16 protein-coding genes are annotated in these 15,182 nt (G+C 72.2%); 11 read left to right on the top strand and 5 right to left on the bottom strand.

Translation table 11 applies throughout. The annotated features are described in order from the left end of the window. Nucleotides 1-7 precede the first annotated feature (7 nt). Nucleotides 8-1,093 carry a crosslink repair DNA glycosylase YcaQ family protein gene (locus AXZ95_RS06810; protein WP_018190275.1) on the top strand — a complete coding sequence of 362 codons (1,086 nt, stop codon included), beginning with the start codon at nucleotides 8-10 and terminating at the stop codon, nucleotides 1,091-1,093. An 18-nt stretch (nucleotides 1,094-1,111) separates the two neighbouring features. Here AXZ95_RS06810 and AXZ95_RS06805 read toward each other — a convergent pair whose 3' ends face one another. Then, nucleotides 1,112-1,888 carry an SDR family NAD(P)-dependent oxidoreductase gene (locus tag AXZ95_RS06805; protein WP_018190274.1) on the bottom strand — a complete coding sequence of 259 codons (777 nt, stop codon included), beginning with the start codon at nucleotides 1,886-1,888 and terminating at the stop codon, nucleotides 1,112-1,114. Nucleotides 1,889-1,989: 101 nt separating this feature from the next. Between AXZ95_RS06805 and AXZ95_RS06800 the strand changes: the two genes are divergently transcribed. The 6 genes from AXZ95_RS06800 (at nucleotide 1,990) to AXZ95_RS06775 (ending at nucleotide 7,379) form a co-directional block, all read left to right on the top strand. Beyond that, entirely contained in the window at nucleotides 1,990-2,847 is an 858-nt protein-coding gene (locus tag AXZ95_RS06800) for a helix-turn-helix transcriptional regulator (protein ID WP_018190273.1), read from the top strand. A gap of 9 nt (nucleotides 2,848-2,856) precedes the next feature. Beyond that, nucleotides 2,857-3,807, top strand: coding sequence for a hypothetical protein (locus tag AXZ95_RS06795; RefSeq protein WP_018190272.1), 951 nt, complete (start codon nucleotides 2,857-2,859; stop codon nucleotides 3,805-3,807). After that, nucleotides 3,804-4,511, top strand: a complete 708-nt coding sequence (locus tag AXZ95_RS06790; RefSeq protein WP_018190271.1) for a histidine phosphatase family protein — start codon at nucleotides 3,804-3,806, stop codon at nucleotides 4,509-4,511. The genes AXZ95_RS06795 and AXZ95_RS06790 overlap by 4 nt, the downstream gene beginning before the upstream one ends. Continuing rightward, nucleotides 4,504-5,376: an NAD(P)H-hydrate dehydratase gene (locus AXZ95_RS06785; RefSeq protein ID WP_018190270.1), complete on the top strand. Its 873-nt coding sequence runs from the start codon at nucleotides 4,504-4,506 to the stop codon at nucleotides 5,374-5,376. Before AXZ95_RS06790 ends, AXZ95_RS06785 begins: the two co-directional genes overlap by 8 nt. 116 nt (nucleotides 5,377-5,492) lie before the next feature. Further along, nucleotides 5,493-5,984 carry an SHOCT domain-containing protein gene (locus tag AXZ95_RS06780; RefSeq protein ID WP_018190269.1) on the top strand — a complete coding sequence of 164 codons (492 nt, stop codon included), beginning with the start codon at nucleotides 5,493-5,495 and terminating at the stop codon, nucleotides 5,982-5,984. A 156-nt stretch (nucleotides 5,985-6,140) separates the two neighbouring features. Beyond that, nucleotides 6,141-7,379, top strand: coding sequence for an AI-2E family transporter (locus AXZ95_RS06775; protein WP_018190268.1), 1,239 nt, complete (start codon nucleotides 6,141-6,143; stop codon nucleotides 7,377-7,379). Between the two features lie 51 nt (nucleotides 7,380-7,430). Here AXZ95_RS06775 and AXZ95_RS06770 read toward each other — a convergent pair whose 3' ends face one another. Next, nucleotides 7,431-8,519 carry an ATP-binding protein gene (locus tag AXZ95_RS06770; protein ID WP_018190267.1) on the bottom strand — a complete coding sequence of 363 codons (1,089 nt, stop codon included), beginning with the start codon at nucleotides 8,517-8,519 and terminating at the stop codon, nucleotides 7,431-7,433. Between the two features lie 100 nt (nucleotides 8,520-8,619). Next, nucleotides 8,620-8,973 (bottom strand): hypothetical protein, encoded by a 354-nt coding sequence (locus AXZ95_RS06765; protein WP_018190266.1) that lies wholly within the window; start codon nucleotides 8,971-8,973, stop codon nucleotides 8,620-8,622. A gap of 100 nt (nucleotides 8,974-9,073) precedes the next feature. On the opposite strand from AXZ95_RS06765, the gene AXZ95_RS06760 reads away from it, so the two are divergent. Then, nucleotides 9,074-10,468, top strand: a complete 1,395-nt coding sequence (locus AXZ95_RS06760) for a DUF2252 domain-containing protein (RefSeq protein ID WP_018190265.1) — start codon at nucleotides 9,074-9,076, stop codon at nucleotides 10,466-10,468. Here the strand turns inward: AXZ95_RS06760 and AXZ95_RS06755 are convergent. Together AXZ95_RS06755 and AXZ95_RS06750 are read right to left on the bottom strand one after the other, a co-directional pair. Further along, nucleotides 10,461-11,255, bottom strand: a complete 795-nt coding sequence (locus tag AXZ95_RS06755) for an alpha/beta fold hydrolase (protein WP_026307105.1) — start codon at nucleotides 11,253-11,255, stop codon at nucleotides 10,461-10,463. The genes AXZ95_RS06760 and AXZ95_RS06755 overlap by 8 nt on opposite strands. Beyond that, a complete protein-coding gene (locus AXZ95_RS06750; protein ID WP_018190263.1) occupies nucleotides 11,252-12,067 on the bottom strand; it encodes an ATP-binding cassette domain-containing protein in 816 nt (271 codons plus the stop codon). Before AXZ95_RS06750 ends, AXZ95_RS06755 begins: the two co-directional genes overlap by 4 nt. Before the next feature lie 113 nt (nucleotides 12,068-12,180). Here AXZ95_RS06750 and AXZ95_RS06745 point away from each other — a divergent pair, with 113 nt between their 5' ends. The 3 genes from AXZ95_RS06745 to AXZ95_RS06735 are packed head-to-tail and all read left to right on the top strand — an operon-like array spanning nucleotide 12,181 to nucleotide 15,145. Next, a complete protein-coding gene (locus AXZ95_RS06745; RefSeq protein ID WP_231374375.1) occupies nucleotides 12,181-13,191 on the top strand; it encodes a hypothetical protein in 1,011 nt (336 codons plus the stop codon). Next, the gene (locus tag AXZ95_RS06740; RefSeq protein WP_231374373.1) at nucleotides 13,188-14,462 is read left to right on the top strand and encodes a bifunctional PIG-L family deacetylase/class I SAM-dependent methyltransferase; all 1,275 of its coding nucleotides are present in this window, start codon (nucleotides 13,188-13,190) and stop codon (nucleotides 14,460-14,462) included. Before AXZ95_RS06745 ends, AXZ95_RS06740 begins: the two co-directional genes overlap by 4 nt. Next, nucleotides 14,459-15,145 carry a glycosyltransferase gene (locus AXZ95_RS06735; protein ID WP_018190260.1) on the top strand — a complete coding sequence of 229 codons (687 nt, stop codon included), beginning with the start codon at nucleotides 14,459-14,461 and terminating at the stop codon, nucleotides 15,143-15,145. Before AXZ95_RS06740 ends, AXZ95_RS06735 begins: the two co-directional genes overlap by 4 nt. The last annotated feature ends 37 nt before the right edge of the window (nucleotides 15,146-15,182 follow it).

Raw genomic sequence — 15,182 nt, 5'->3', positions numbered from 1 at the left:
CGTAGCCATGACGGAGATGCTGGATCGCGATGAGGCGCGCCGCATCGCGGTGCGCGCGCAACGGCTCGACGCCGAACGGCCGGTCGGCCTCGTCCCGCTGGTCGAGCACCTGACCTTCCTGCAGCTCGACCCGACCGCCGCCATCGCCCCGAGTGCGGACCTGATCGCCTTCACGCGACTCGGGGCGTCGTATCGACCGGAGCAACTCGCCGAGGCGGTCGAGCATGACCGCACCCTGTATGAGCTGAAGGCGCAGGACGACCCTGTGCAGCCTCCGTTCGCCATGGTCCGCCCGGTGACCGATCTCGGGCTGAACCTGGACCGGATGGCGGCCGGTCCCATCCACCGCGGGTGGCGGGCGTGGCTCGAAGCGAACCCGAGGTTCCGGCGCGACGTGCTCGACCGGCTGCGCGACGCGGGTCCCCTGCTCTCGAAGGACATCCCGGACACGGCGGAGGTGCCCTGGCAGTCGAGTGGATGGACGCACGAGAAGAACGTCACCCACATGCTGGAACTGCTGCAGGGTCTGGGCGAGGTCGCCGTCGCCGGGCGGATCGGCCGCCAGCGCACGTGGGACCTCGCCGAACGGGTGTACCCGACCGGCATCGACGTCATCCCGGAACCGGAGGCGACCCGGCTGCGCGACGAGCGCCGCCTGCGCGCGCTCGGCATCGCCCGTCCGCAGCTCGTCGGAGACGCGGGCGTCCCCGTGCGCGTCGAGGGCAGCGACCGGGAGTGGCGGGTCGATCCCGCCGCTGTCGGGCACCCGTTCGCCGGCCGCACGGCGCTGCTGTCGCCCTTCGATCGGCTCATCCACGACCGGGTGCGGTCGCAGGAGCTGTTCGGGTTCGAGTACCTGCTGGAGATGTACAAACCGGCCGCGAAGCGCCGCTGGGGCTACTTCGCGTTGCCGATCCTGCACGAGGACCGCCTGGTCGGCAAGCTCGACGCCGCGGCGGACCGGAAGGCCGGAGTGCTGCGCGTCGCCGCGGTCCACGAGGACGAGCCGTTCGGCCCCAGCACGCGCGACGCCGTCGATGCCGCAATCGACGACCTGGCCGCGTGGCTGGGGCTGACGGTCACCCGCGATTGACCGCCCGCCAGCGCCCGGTCAGGCCGCCGCGTCCTTGCCGTGCGGGTCGGATGCATTGAGCACCTCGACCACACGGTCGTAGTCGCCGCGCGCTTCGCCGTAGCGCAGGAACTTCACGCGCTCCACCTGGAGCTCCTTCGCGTCGGGCTGCGTCTCGATGAGCGTCATGACCTCGCCGACGAACTCGTCGAGCGGCATGGCGAACTCGCTCTCCTCCTGACCGGGCAGGAGGCCCGTGCGCACCGCCGGAGGCTCCAGCTCCACGATCCGCACGGACGTGTCGGCCAGCTGCAGCCGGATGCTCTCGCTGAGCATGTGGATGGCTGCCTTGCTGGCGTTGTAGCTGGGCGTCGCCGCGAGCGGCGTGAACGCCAGACCGGACGACACGGTGATGATGGTCGCATCCGGGCGGGTCTGCAGGTGCTCGACGAAGGAAGCGATCAGCCGGATCGGCCCGAGGACGTTGGTGGTCACGACCGACTCGGCGGAGTCGAGGAATCCGGCGGGCGTGTGCCAGTCCTCGACGCGCATGATTCCGGCCATCGCGATCAGCACGTTGAGGTCGGGATGAGAGGCCAGCACCTCGGCGGACGCGGTGCGGATGCTCTCGGCGTCCGCGGTGTCGATCCGGACGGTGTCGATGCCGGGGTGCTCCGCGGCGATCCGCTCGAGCAGCTCGGTGCGTCGGCCGCCGACGATGACGGAGTTGCCGCGCTCGTGCAGAGCCACGGCGAGGGCGAGCCCGATGCCGCTGGTGGCGCCGGAGATGAAGACGGTGTTCCCTGTGATGTTCATGCCTCCACTGTGCGAGCGCCGTGCCAGGCGAGGAAGTGGAGCGGTCATCCAGGGATCGCCGATCCCTGGTTCGCGGCAGCGGTCGGCGTCATCATGGAGGGATGGACCGTGCTGCACTCGCCGACTTCCTGCGCCGCCACCGCGAGACGCTGCGCCCGGAGGACGTCGGACTCCCGAACGGACTCCGCCGTCGCGCGCCCGGGCTCCGTCGCGAGGAGGTCGCCCTGCTCGCCGCGATGTCCACCGACTACTACACGCGCCTGGAGCAGCGCCGAGGCCCGCAGCCCAGCGAGCAGATGCTGTCGTCGCTCGCCCGGGCGCTCCGCCTCACCGACGACGAGCGCGACTACCTGTACCGGGTCGCGGGTCACAACACCCCCGACCGGTTCTCCGGCGGCGGCCACGTCTCCCCCGCGCTGCAGCGTGTGCTCGACCGGCTCGAGGACACCCCCGCGCTGGTGCTCTCCAATCTCGGCGAGACGCTCGTCCAGAACCGCATGGCGGTCGCGCTGCTCGGCGACCGCTCCGGTTACACGGGTCTCGCCCGCAGCGAGTACTACCGCTGGTTCACCGATCCCGACAACGCGCGAGCGCAGTACCCGGAGGAGGACCGCGCCCGCCAGAGCCGCGCACAGGTCGCCTCGCTGCGGGATGCGTACGGGGCGCTCGGTCCGCGCTCGCGCGCCGGCGAGCTGGTCCGGGCGCTGCTGGCGGAGAGCCCGGAGTTCGCGGAGCTGTGGGAGCGTCACGAGGTCGCCCGTCGCTTCGAGGACCACAAGACCCTCCTCCATCCCGAACTCGGCGCGATCGAGCTCGACTGCCAGGCGTTGTTCACCGAGGACCAGTCGCAGTGCCTGCTGGTGCTGACGGCCGCTCCGCGCACCGAGGCCGCCGAGAAGCTGGCGCTGCTCGGTGTGCTGGGCACCCAGTCGTTCGCCGCCGCGACACCGCGGGAGTAGCCTGGCCGCGTGGGCGAAGCGCGATGGAGCCGGGACGACGCGGTCATCCGCTGGCTGCTGGAGGGCGACCCCGCCATCCGCTGGCAGACACTGCAGGATCTGCTCGGAGCGCCGGCGGACGAGGTGGCCGAGGAGCGCTCCCGCGTCGAGCGGGATGGCTGGGGCGCCGAGCTGCTGCGCCGCCAGGACGACCGCGGGACGTGGGGCGGCACGGTGTGGAAGCCGGAGGACCGCGACGCCACCGACAGCATCGTGCTGCTGCTCGGGCTGTTCGGCGCGGAGGGCGAGCGGACGCGCGAAGCCATCGACCGCGTGGCCGCCAACGTCGACTGGGGCGAGGAGTGGGATGACAGCCCGTTCTTCGACGGAGAGGTCGAGCCGTGCATCAACGGCCGGGTGCTCACCGCGGCGGCGGCGCTCGGCCGGCCCGCGGACGTTCTCGTCGAGAAGCTGCTCGACGGCCAGCAGACCGACGGCGGGTGGAACTGCTACGCCGAGACGAAGGATGCGCCCGGCTCGTTCCACAGCACGATCTGCGTCGTGGAGGGCCTCGCCGCCTATCGCGATGCGACCGGGCGCACCGATCTGGACGATCCGCTGAAGCGCGGTCAGGATTACCTGCTGGTGCGCGGGATGATGCGGCGCCGGTCCACCGGCGAGCTGATCGACGAGCAGTGGCTGCGCTTCTCCTTCCCTTATTACTGGCATTACGACGTGCTGCGCGGACTCGACCACCTGCGCGCCTCCGGCCTCACGGCCGAGGGCTGGATCGCCGAGCGCATCGCCGAAGCGGTCGAGGCCGTGCTCTCCCGCCGCGGACCGGACGGTCGCTGGACGCTCGAACGGCTGCTGCCGGGACGGCCGGCCATCCCGCTCGAGGAGATCGGCGAGCCCAGCCGTTGGAACACGCTGCGGGCCTTGCGCGTGCTCGACTGGGCGGGCGTACAGTCCAGGGCATGACCGCTCGCACCCTGCTCCTGATCCGGCACGGCGAGAGCACGGCGAACGTCGCCGCGGCCGCCGCGGAGGTGGCCGGAGCCGAAGTGATCTCCGTCGAGGCGCGCGACCCCGACATCACGCTCTCGCCGCTCGGCGAGCTGCAGGCCGCCGCCCTCGGCGCCCGGCTTCGCGACGCACTCCCGTCGGACGCCGTTCTGTTCAGCTCGCCCTACCGTCGTGCCATCCAGACCGCCCGGTTCGCGCTCGGCGAGGAGGTGCCGCTGCGGCTCGACGAGCGCCTGCGCGACCGCGAGCTCGGCATCCTCGACCGCCTCACCGCCCTCGGGGTGGAGCGGCGGCTTCCGCTGGAGGCCGAGCGCCGGCGCTGGGCGGGCAAGTTCTACTACCGCCCGCCGGGCGGCGAGGCGTGGACGGATGTGGCGCTGCGCATCCGCTCGTTCCTGCGCGATCTCCCGGAGACCGGCACGGTCGTCGTTTTCGCCCACGACGCCGTGGTCAGTCTTTTCCTGTACGTGCTGCTGCGCATGACCGAGGGGCAGCTCGCCGAGCACCTGCTGACGCATCCCGTCGCGAACGCCTCGGTCACCGAGTTGACCGGCGACGGCGCCGAGTGGACGTTGCGGGCATTCGCCGACGACGCCCACCTCGCGGTGGCCGGGCTCCCTGCCACCCAGCACCCCGGCCAGGCGCGCACCGATGCGTGAGCGCACGACGACGCCCGCACCGGAGCGCGTCACCCCCAAGCTGCTGCGCGCCTGGCCGCTGCCCCAGCCGTCCGGATCCAAGCGGTCCCGTGGCGAGGTGCTCGTGGTCGGCGGTGCCCTGCGCTCCCCCGGCGCCGCCTTGCTCGCCGGGCGTGCGGCCCTGCGGGTCGGAGCCGGGAGGCTGACGCTCGCGGTCGGCGCGTCCGTCGCCGCCCCGGTCGCCGTGGCCCTGCCGGAGTGCGGCGTCGTGCCCCTTCCCGAGACCTCGTCCGGAAGCGTGCGCGGTGCCGGTGTCCGCGCCGCGGCCGCCGACCTGGCGTCCGCAGACGCCGTCCTCATCGGGCCGGGACTGGACGACGCTGCGGAGACCGCCCGGATGCTGCCCCGCGCCGCACACGCCGCAGGCCACGACACCGTGCTCGTCCTCGACGCCTACGCCCTCGGAGCCCTCGCCGGGCATCCGCGGCTGGTCGGAAACGTCCCGCGCATCCTCACTCCCAACACCGAGGAGGCGGCGCGGCTGCTCGGCCGGGACACCGACGACCTGGATGCCGACACTTTCGAACTCGCCCGCCGCTACCGCGCGACCGTGAGCTGTTTCGGACGGGTCGCCTCCCCCGACGGCCGGTTGCTGACCGTCGGCAACGGGGACCCCGGCCTCGGCACCTCCGGCAGCGGGGATGCGCTGGCCGGCGCGATCGCCGGGCTTGCCGCGCGCGGCGCCGACCCTCTCCAGGCCGCCGTGTGGGGCACCTACCTGCACGCTTCGGCGGGCGACTCGCTCGCCGCGAGTGTCGGCCGGCTCGGCTACCTGGCCTCCGAGATCGTCGACCGCCTCACCGTGGAGCTCGACGCCCTCTCCTGACCCCGGCGGCAGTTCGGCATCAGCCGCGGAATATGTCTAGCCGCGCGAACAGGTGCGGCGTTACTCTCAGCCCACATCCAGGCTCGCCGAGCTGGAGTGGAGAGGGGAAACCGAACATGGACTGGAGCAACTTCTGGAGCGTCATCTGGCTCTTCTTCTGGAGCTTCGCCTTCGTGGCCTATCTGTTCGCACTGTTCGCGATCATCAGCGATCTGTTCCGTGATCACAAGCTGAACGGGTGGTGGAAGGCGCTGTGGATCATCTTCCTGATCTTCGTGCCCTTCCTGACGGCGCTGGTGTACCTGATCGCCCGCGGCCCCGGCATGGCGGAGCGCAACCAGAAGGAAGCCAGGCAGTATCAAGCGGCCACGGACGACTACATCCGGCAGGTCGCCGGATCGAGCCCAGCGGACGAGATCGCCAAGGCGAAAGCGCTGCTCGACAGCGGCGCGATCACTCCCGAGGAGTTCGCGCACCTGAAGGCGCACGCACTCAGCAGCCACGGTGCGACGGGCGGGTCGGCTCCGGCCGCCTCCGCAGCGGCACCCGCGGCACCCGCCGCACCGGCCGGACCGGCGACACCGCCGCCGGCAGCGCCGACGGTCTGACCCCCGCGGTCGGGCGTTCGTCGTGACGAACGGGCGCGGCGCAGCAGTCGCCAGACGACTGCCGCGTCGCGTCCGGTCCGGCCACGCCCTCCCGGCGGATGAGCCGGCGCACACGCGGGCCGCTTCGCGGCTCTTGACGCAGAAATGGAGCGGCTCATGACCCAGGATGCCCCCATCCCGGCACCGCCCTCGGCCCCGGCGGAGCCCGACCACCGGACCCGCTGGCCCTTCTCGCGCAGGCGCAAGCACCCCGTCGCACCGGCGGAACCCGTCGACCCGGACACCGAACTGGGGCCGGCCGGTGGCATGGGGCGCGGCGTGCGCATCCTGCTCGGCCTGGCGGCCGGTGTGGTGATCTCGTTCGGGATGGCCGCGATCGGCGGCATCCTCGCCCCGACCCTGCTCGCGCTCGTCCTGACCATCTGCGCCCAGCCGGTGCGGGTCTGGCTGGAGCGCCACGGCACCCCGCAGGGCCTCGCCACGGGCGCGGTCGGCCTGACCGTGTTCGCCCTCCTCGCCGGGTTCATCGCCGTGCTGTGGATCGCGACCGCGCAGTTCATCGGGATGCTCCCGCAGTACAAGCCGCAGCTCCAGCAGCTTGGGACGGAATTCACGAACTGGCTGCAGAGCATCGGCGTCGGGCAGCAGCAGGTGCAGCAGATCAAGGCGGGTTTCGATCCGGGAACCTTCCTGTCGTTCTTCGGCGGCCTCCTCGGCAATGCGCTGGGGCTGGTCGCGTTCCTGGTGATCGTGCTGACGATGCTCATCCTCATGCCGGCGGATGCCGCATACACGCCGACCCTGCTGCGACAGCTGCAGCCGACCCGGCCGAACCTGGTCTACGCGTTCGGCGGCTTCGCGCACTCGGTGCGCCGGTACATGGTGGTCACCACGCTGCTCGGCATCGTGCAGGGCGTGATCAACGGGGTGGCGTTGTGGCTGCTCGGAGTCCCGGCCGCTCTGCTGTGGGCGATCCTGTCCTTCCTATGCAGCTTCATCCCGAACGTCGGCTACTTCATCGCCATCGTGCCGCCGCTCGTCTTCGGGTTCCTGACCGGCGGGTGGGGCACGGTCGTGGCCATCATCGTGATCTACGGGGTGATCAACGCCGTCGTGCAGTCGATCGTCCAGCCGAAGGTGGTCGGCAACGCCGTCGCCCTCAGCCAGACGCTGACCTTCTTCTCCGTGCTGTTCTGGGCCGTGGTCCTCGGCCCGATCGGCGCCATCCTGGCGATCCCGCTGACATTGCTCGTCCGCGCGGTGCTCGTCGACTCCGACCCGAGATCCCGCCTGTGGCGGCCGATCATCGGCGACCTCACGCACACGCGCGAGCTGATGAAGGAGCAAGCCGTCGAACGGAAGACGGAGCGCAAGCAGCAGCACGCGCAGAAGTAGTGGGGAGCGGGGCGTCGCGAACCCGCGACGCCCCGGGGACGAGACGCCGGGCTAGACCCCGCTGCCCTGCACGGACAGGTCGCCGCCGCCCTCGGCGGTCAGGCGACGGCCGATGCGGACCAGCTGCGGCTCCTCGGTGAACGCGCCCGCGAAGAGCGCCTCGCCCTTGCGGAAGGTCGGCGACTGCTCCAGCAGGTGGTGCGGAACGAAGCCGAAGACCTCGGCCAGCTCCGCGAGGTCGCGCGGCGAGTTCATGCGCATCAGGCCGAGGTTGTCGCACTGGGAGAGCACGTTCGGGTGGATCTTGGTCGGCCGCTGCGTCGACAGGAACAGCCACAGCCCGAACTTGCGGCCCTCCGCGGCGATCTGGATGAGCTGCTCGGTGAGCTGCGCCTCCACCGTGGTGCGAGCGACCGGCGGGCAGAAGTTGTGCGCCTCGTCGATGACGATCAGGAGCGGCCGCCGTTCCATCCGACGCTCCCACAGCTGTTCGAGGATGCCGAGCGCCGCCGCCTGCGGCTCCCCGGGGTGAGAGAAGCCGCCCAGATCGAGCACGGTGGCGCGCGGCCGCTCGTCGACGACCGAGGCCGCGGATCCACCGCCCATGGCCCACAGCGGCCAGTCGAGGATCTGCAGGTTGTCGATGCGCAGCCCGAGCCGCCGGTGGGCGGGGTCGTCCGCCTCGAGCAGCGAGCTGAGGAACGTCCCGCGCTCGAAGTGCTCCGGCCGCGCCTCCAGATGCAGCAGCGCGTTGAACTCCTCCGCGTCCGCGATGGGGTCGAGCCGGCCGACGGCTCCCTTCGAGCGAACGCTGAGGTCGATGAAGCGGATGCGCACCTGCGGCTCCCGCGGCGTGCTGGAGTGCAGCACGCGGATGTCGAAGCCCTCCCACCGCTCGGCCGCGTCTCCGTCGGATCCGTCGCGTGTGTGCGCCAGCTCCACGAAGTCGGCGTTCGGGTCGAGCACGGCAACGGGCAGCTCGGTGTGGAGCAGCAACTGCTCCAGCACCACGCCCAGCGCGTAGGTCTTGCCCGAGCCGCTCTGGCCGCACCAGAACGTGTGCCTGTTGAAGCGCGAGCCGTCGATGATGGCGGGTCGTTCCGGTGTATCTACCGTGGTGCCGACAGTGAGCGGGATCATCCGGCTCGTCCCCCGTTCTGCGGCCGTGTCCCGTCCGCGTGGCGCCGATGCTAGCGCGGGGCCACCCGTCGCGGACAGACCGGAATCCGGCGGCCTCCCCTCACTCCGGGCGGAGGTTCTCCGGGAGGGGGAACGGCAGCGTGTAGACGATCTGGGGCGCGTCGATGGCGCCGAAGTCGTCCTTCTTGACCACGATCCGGTCAGTGGAGACCTCGGTGATGCGCACGCGCATCCACCGGCCGTCGTCCAGGCGCAGCTGGTAGCGGTCGGCGAGGTAGCCGATGCCCGCCGACTCCAGCATCTCCTCGCCGGTGAGCCAGTCGGTCGGGCCGGACAGCTCGCGTCCGAGGAGGTCGATCGGCACGAAGCCGTCGCCGTCCGGGCGCAGCCAGCCCACGCGCTCGCCGTCCTCACGGCGGTGCTCGATCCACTCCTGCTCGATCTGTTCCCGCATCCTGCTTACCGTAGCGGCAGACCGCGACCTATGATGAGCGCGTGCTCGCCGGAAGAGCCGACGGCGAGGGCGGGCACGTCGCTCCCGAAGGAGGTGCGGCATGACTCTGGATGTCGCAGAAGCGGGTGAGCGCGCGGAGACCCCGCTCACTCCCGAGGAGCTGGCGGCGGCCGGGCGTGCAGCCCGAGCCACGCTGCCGCGCTCCGCCCACGCGGACTACGCGCCCCCGCCCGGGCGGGACCCGATGGGCATCCTCCGCTCCCAGCACGAGGACCGCCTGCAGAACCTCGTCGACCTCCGGGTGGAGCGGATGAGCGCCGACGCGTTCGCCTTCTACCGGGGCACGGCGGCGATCCAGGCCGCCGACCTGGCGGCGCCGCCCACGACGGGGGCGGAGGTCGTCGTCTGCGGGGACGCCCACATCTCCAACTTCGGCATGTACCGCTCACCCGAGAACGCGATGGTGTTCGACATCAACGACTTCGACGAGTCGACGGTCGGGCCGTGGGAGTGGGACGTCAAGCGGATGCTCACCAGCATCGTCCTCGCCGGGCGGTCGCTCGGGATGTCGCCCGAATTCGTGCGGGACACGACGCGGTCGGCCGGGGAGGCCTACCGCCGCTGGCTGCAGGAGGCGCTGACCGAGCCGCTGACCGCCCGCTACTTCACGCCGACTTCCGTGACGTCCGGCCACGGACGGCTCAGCGCGGACATGGAGCAGCTGATCCGCCAGGTCACCAAGGAGTCGAAGAAGCGGACGACCGAGCATGCCGCCCGACGCACGCTCCGCGCCGACGAGGACGGTGTGCTGCGCTTCGTCGACCGGCCGCCGATCCTGCGGCGGGCGGAGCCCGAGATCCAGGCCCTGGCCCAGGATGCGTACGACCGCTACCGCCGCACGCTGCCGCCCAACACCGCCCTCCTCGCCTCGCAGCTGCGCGTCGACGACGTGGCCCGGCGCGTCGTCGGGGTGGGCAGCGTCGGCACGCGCTGCTTCGTGATCGCGCTGCGCGGGCCGATCGGCGAGCCGGTGATCCTGCAGCTGAAGGAGGCGAGCGCCTCGGTCGTCGAACGGTTCGGCGGGGTGGCACCTCTCCCCGGCTACCTCGACCTCTCCCTGCTCCCGGACGACCAGGGCTACCGCGTCGTCGCGTGCCAGCGCATCCTGCAGGCGGTGTCCGACCCGTTCCTCGGCTTCATCCGGGTCGAAGGATTCGCCTTCTACCTGCGCCAGTTCCGCAACCGCAACGCGTCGTTCGACATCCCGTCGATGAACGCCGCACAGTTCTCGGACTACGCCCGGGTGTGCGCCGTCGTGCTCGCCCGGGCGCACGCGCGCTCCCCCAAGTCGGCATTCGTCTCCGGCTACCTCGGCTCCGGACCGGCGTTCGCCCACGCCGCGACGACGTGGGCGGAGCGATACGCCGATCAGGCGGAGGCCGACTACCGCGAGTTCGTCGAGGTCGCCCGAGCGGGAGGTTTCGCGGTCAACTGACGGCGGGGCGGAGTCCCGCGGCGCCACGGTCGAGGAATGCCCGCACGGCATCCTCGACCGCCGGGGTGTCGAGGTGGAGGCCGTGGCGGGCGTCGAGTTCGAGCAGCGTCGCGTTCGGGATGCCGCCCGCGAGCAGGCGCGCGTGCTCCAGCGGGGTGAGCACATCCCGGGTGCCGTGAATCACCAGCGTCTCGGCGCGGATGCGTGCCAGCGCGCCCGTCCCGTCATGGTCCCTGCTGGCGGCGAAGTGCCCGCGGAGCGCCGGACGGCCGGCGACGCGCGAGAAGAAGCGGTCGACGTCGCCAGGATGCTCGGCCGCCCACGCATCGTCGAAGAACAGAGGCAGCATGCGGCCGCGGTCGCCGCTCAGAAGGTCGGCGATCGCCGAGGGATCGCGGCGCTGCGCTGTGCGGTCGCCGGCGGAGGTGGCGATGAGGACCAGCCGCCGTACACGCGCGGGATCCTCAGCGGCCATCCACTGCGCGACGCGGCCGCCCATCGAGTGGCCGACGACGTGGGCGGCGGCGACGCCTGCGGCATCGAGCACGGCGATCGCGTCGGAGGCGAACTCGCGCGTCGTGTAACGCGAGGTGTCGCCCTCGCCGCTGGCCCCGATCCCGCGATGGTCGAACACGATGACGCGGAAGTCCTGCGCCAGCGCGTCGGCGAACGGGCCCCAGCCGTGCATCCCGGTCGCCTGCCCGGCGATCAGCAGCACCGGCACCCCGACGCCGCGCTCGTCGAAGGCGATCGGCGTTCCGTCGTCGGCGGTCGCGAAGCTGCTCATGCGGGGATCGCGCGCTCCCGCACCGCGCGCGCACTCCACCGGCCGTCGGCCTTCTCGACCCGGATGCGGTGCTCGAAGGCCCGCGTGACGGTCTCCGTCGTGACCGCCTCGTCGATGCCGCCGCGCGCCACGATGCGTCCGTGCGCGATCAGCAGGGCGTGCGTGGTCGTCTCCGGCAGCTCCTCCAGGTGATGGGTGACCAGGACACTGGCGAGCTCCGGCGCCGTGTGCGCGAGCCCGCCGATCGTCTCCAGCAGCTGCTCCCGCGCCGCCACGTCGAGGCCGGTCGTCGGCTCGTCGAGCAGCAGCAGCCGGGGCTCCGAGATGAGGGCCCGCGCGATCAGTGAGCGGCCGCGCTCGCCCTGCGAGAGCGTGGGCCAGCGCGCCTCCCGGCGTTCGTCGAGACCGACCGAGTGGATGAGATCGTGCGCACGGCGGACCTCCTCCTCGGTCGGCTCCCACCGCATCGGCAGTTCCAGTGTGCCGGTGATGCCGGTGAGCACGACCTCGGTCACGGTGAGCGGCGACCGGACGGGGTGCCGCGGGTTGACGTGCCCGATGTGCCGCCGCAGCTCCTGCAGCTCGACGCGTCCCAGCCGGCGGCCCAGCACATCCACGGTCCCGGAGGTCGGGAAGGTGAGGGCGCCGCAGAACCCGAGCACCGTCGACTTGCCCGCGCCGTTCGGCCCGAGCAGTGCCCAGTGCTCTCCCGCCCGGACCGTGAGGTCGATCCCGTCGAGGATCTGGGTGCCGTCACGGCGGAACGTGACATCGCGGAGTTCGAGGACGCTGTCTGCGGCGGTCGGGGTCACCGATTCACCCTATCCGGGGCAGCACCCTGTCCTGGGCGGCGAGGGCGTTGCGCATCCACCCGGTCGCCGTCAAGGGACTCGTCCGCATGCCCGCATCGTGCGACGGTGTGGATATGACGACCCCCACGCCGACCGCCCTCGCCGGATACGAGGAGGTCGCGGCGGAGTCGCCCGGCCGGGTGGTCCCGCTGCTGGAGGCCCTCTCGCGAGTGCCACCGGATGCGGTCCCTCTGCCCGGCGGCGGGCGGACGGCGGAGCGATTCGGCACGCTCTCGCAGATCGCGGCGATCGACCTGACGGCCGCGCGGGTGCTCGAACCGCACCTCGATGCGCTCGCGATCCTCGCTGAGGCCGGGCTCCCACACCCCGCGACAGGGACGACGTGGGGCGTGTTCGCGGCGGAGGCCCCCGGCACGGTCCTCGAAGCCGTGCGGAGTGCCGACGGATGGACGCTCGACGGCGTCAAGCCGTGGTGCTCGCTCGGCGGTCGCCTGACCCATGGTCTCGTCACCGCGAGCGTCGCCGACGAGCGGAGGATGTTCGCGGTCGACCTGCGCCAGGACGCCGTGACGGCCGAGCCGGCAGCCTGGGTCGCGCGCGGGCTCGCCGAGGTGGAGAGCGGTCCGCTCCGCTTCGAGAAGGCCGCCGCTGAACCGGTGGGCGCGGCCGGTTGGTATCTGGATCGACCTGGATTCCGCTGGGGCGGCATCGGCGTCGCCGCGTGCTGGTGGGGCGGCTGCCTCCCGCTGTTCCGCGCCTTGACGAAGCGGGCCGCCGCCCCCGGGAATCCGCTCCTGGCCGCACGGGTCGGGGAGCTGTACCGCGCGCTGGAGTCGGGGCGCATCCAGCTGGAGCATGCGGCCGGCCTGATCGACGCCGGAGCGGGAGGCGACGATGCGGCGGCGCTCGCCCACACCGTGCGCGGAACGGTCGCCGACGCGGTCGTGCTGACCCTCGCGGCCGTGCGCGACCTGCTCGGACCGGCGGCCCTCGCCTTCGACGAGGCGCACGCCCGCCGCGCCGCCGACCTCGAACTGTACGTGTCGCAGTACCACCGCGGCCGCGACGACGAGTCGCTCGCGAAGCGGCTCGCCCAGTTGGATGCGCGGTCCGTCTGGTGGTGAGCTTCGACCCGCGGACCGCCGTAACGGCCCCGGAAGCGTGGGAGGCGCTGGAGCAGTGGTCCGGTGTCCCCGCGTTCGACGAACAGCCGGACGAACTGATCGTCTTCTCCGCCCACCCCGACGACGAGACGCTCGGCGTCGGTGGTCTGCTCGCGCGTGCCGCCGGGGCCGGGATCCCGGCCCGGGTCGTGGTCGCCGCCGCGTGCGATGACGGAAGGCTGGATGAGTTGGATGCCGCACTCGCGTCCCTCGGCCTCCCCACGACTCCCGCGGCGCAGCCCGTCGTGCCGCTCGGTCTGCCCGACGGCGCCCTGAAACACCACACGGCTGACCTCCGCGCCGCGATCGCGGAGATCCTCGACGCGGCGTCGGAGGCGCGGAACCGCCTGGTGCTCGCGCCGTGGACCGGCGACCGGCACGGCGACCACCGGACCCTCGGGCGGGAGGTCGTCGCGGCCGCCCGCGAGCGCGGGCTGCGCATCCTGCTCTACCCGGTGTGGCTCTGGCAGTGGGGCACTCCGGCCGACGTCCCGTGGCGGCGGGTGCGCGAGGTCGTCCTCGACGCCGGCGAGCGGACCAGCAAGCGCACAGCTCTCGCCGCATTCGCCTCGCAGTTGCGGACCTCGCAGAACCCGGGAGGCGTGCTGGAGCCGGGCTTCGTGGCGCGTGCGGCCGACGGCCGCGAGGTCGTCATCGAGCCGCCCGAGCCGGCGGATCAGCACTTCGAGCGGATGCACCACGAACGCGACGACCCGTGGCGTGTCCGCACGCGCTGGTACGAACGGCGGCGACGGGCGGTGCTCGCCGCCTCCCTCCCCCGTGAGCGGTATGGCCGAGCAGTCGAGCTCGGCTGCTCGATCGGGGAGACGACCCTGGTGCTCGCCGATCGGTGCGATGAGCTCATCGCGGTGGACGGCTCCGCGTCGGCCGTGGAGGCCGCGGCGGAGCGGCTGCGCGACCGGCCGAGCGTCGTGGTCGAGCGCATGCGCGTCCCGCAGCAGTGGCCGGTGGCCGCGGACCACGGCACCGACCTCGTGATCGTCTCCGAGCTGGCGTACTACCTTGCCGAAGACGAGTGGGATGCCGTCATCGACCGCATCGTCGGCTCCCTCGCGCCGGGCGGCGAGGTGCTGCTCTGCCACTGGACGGGCGACTCCGACGACTTCGCCCAGTCAGGAGAGGCAGCGCACGACCGGTTCCGCGAGCGCTCCCGTCTACGGACTGCGGTCGTGCATCGCGATGAGGAGTTCGTGCTGGAGGTTCTGCGATGAGGCCCGCGATCCGTCGAGCGGTCGTCGTGATCCCGGCCCGCGACGAGGCTCCGACACTCGACGCGTGCCTCGCGTCGGTCGAGGCCGCCGGCGCGATCGTCGACGTGCCGACGGACATCGTCCTCGTGCTCGACGCGTGCACGGACGGCTCGGCGGCGATCGCGGCACGGCATCCTGCTGTTCGCACGGTGACCGTGGAGTTCGGGAACGTCGGCCGCAGCCGTGCATTCGGCGTCGAGACGGCGCTCGCCGGCGGCAGACAGCGCCCGGAGAGCGTGTGGCTGGCGTTCACCGATGCCGACGGCACGGTTCCGCGCGGGTGGCTCGCCGAGCACCTGCGCGCGGCCCGGCACGCCGACGCTTACACCGGCGCCGTCGTCCCGGTGCTCGACGACCTCGACGCTGAGCGCCGCCGCGTCTGGGAGGACCGGCATCCCCCCGGCGCCACCCTCGGCCACGTGCACGGCGCGAACCTGGGGATGCGGGCATCCGCCTACCGCCGGGCCGGCGGCTTCCCGCCACTCGCCACCGCGGAGGACGTCCGCCTTGCCGCGCGGCTGCGGGAATCGGGCATCGTGATGCTGTCGTCCGAGCATGAGCCGGTCGTCACCTCCGCGCGGCTCCGCGGGCGGGCGCCGGAGGGGTACGCGGGCTATCTGGAGGCGCTGGCGGCCGACCGCTGACCGCGGTCACAGTTGGGTCACGTTCGGGCTTCCTTCG

The organism is Leifsonia sp. 115AMFTsu3.1, assembly GCF_004362795.1.
In the GTDB taxonomy this organism is placed as follows: Bacteria; Actinomycetota; Actinomycetes; order Actinomycetales; family Microbacteriaceae; genus Leifsonia.
Note: the sequence above shows the minus strand (reverse complement) of the source record. Positions and strands in the feature narration are given on the sequence as shown.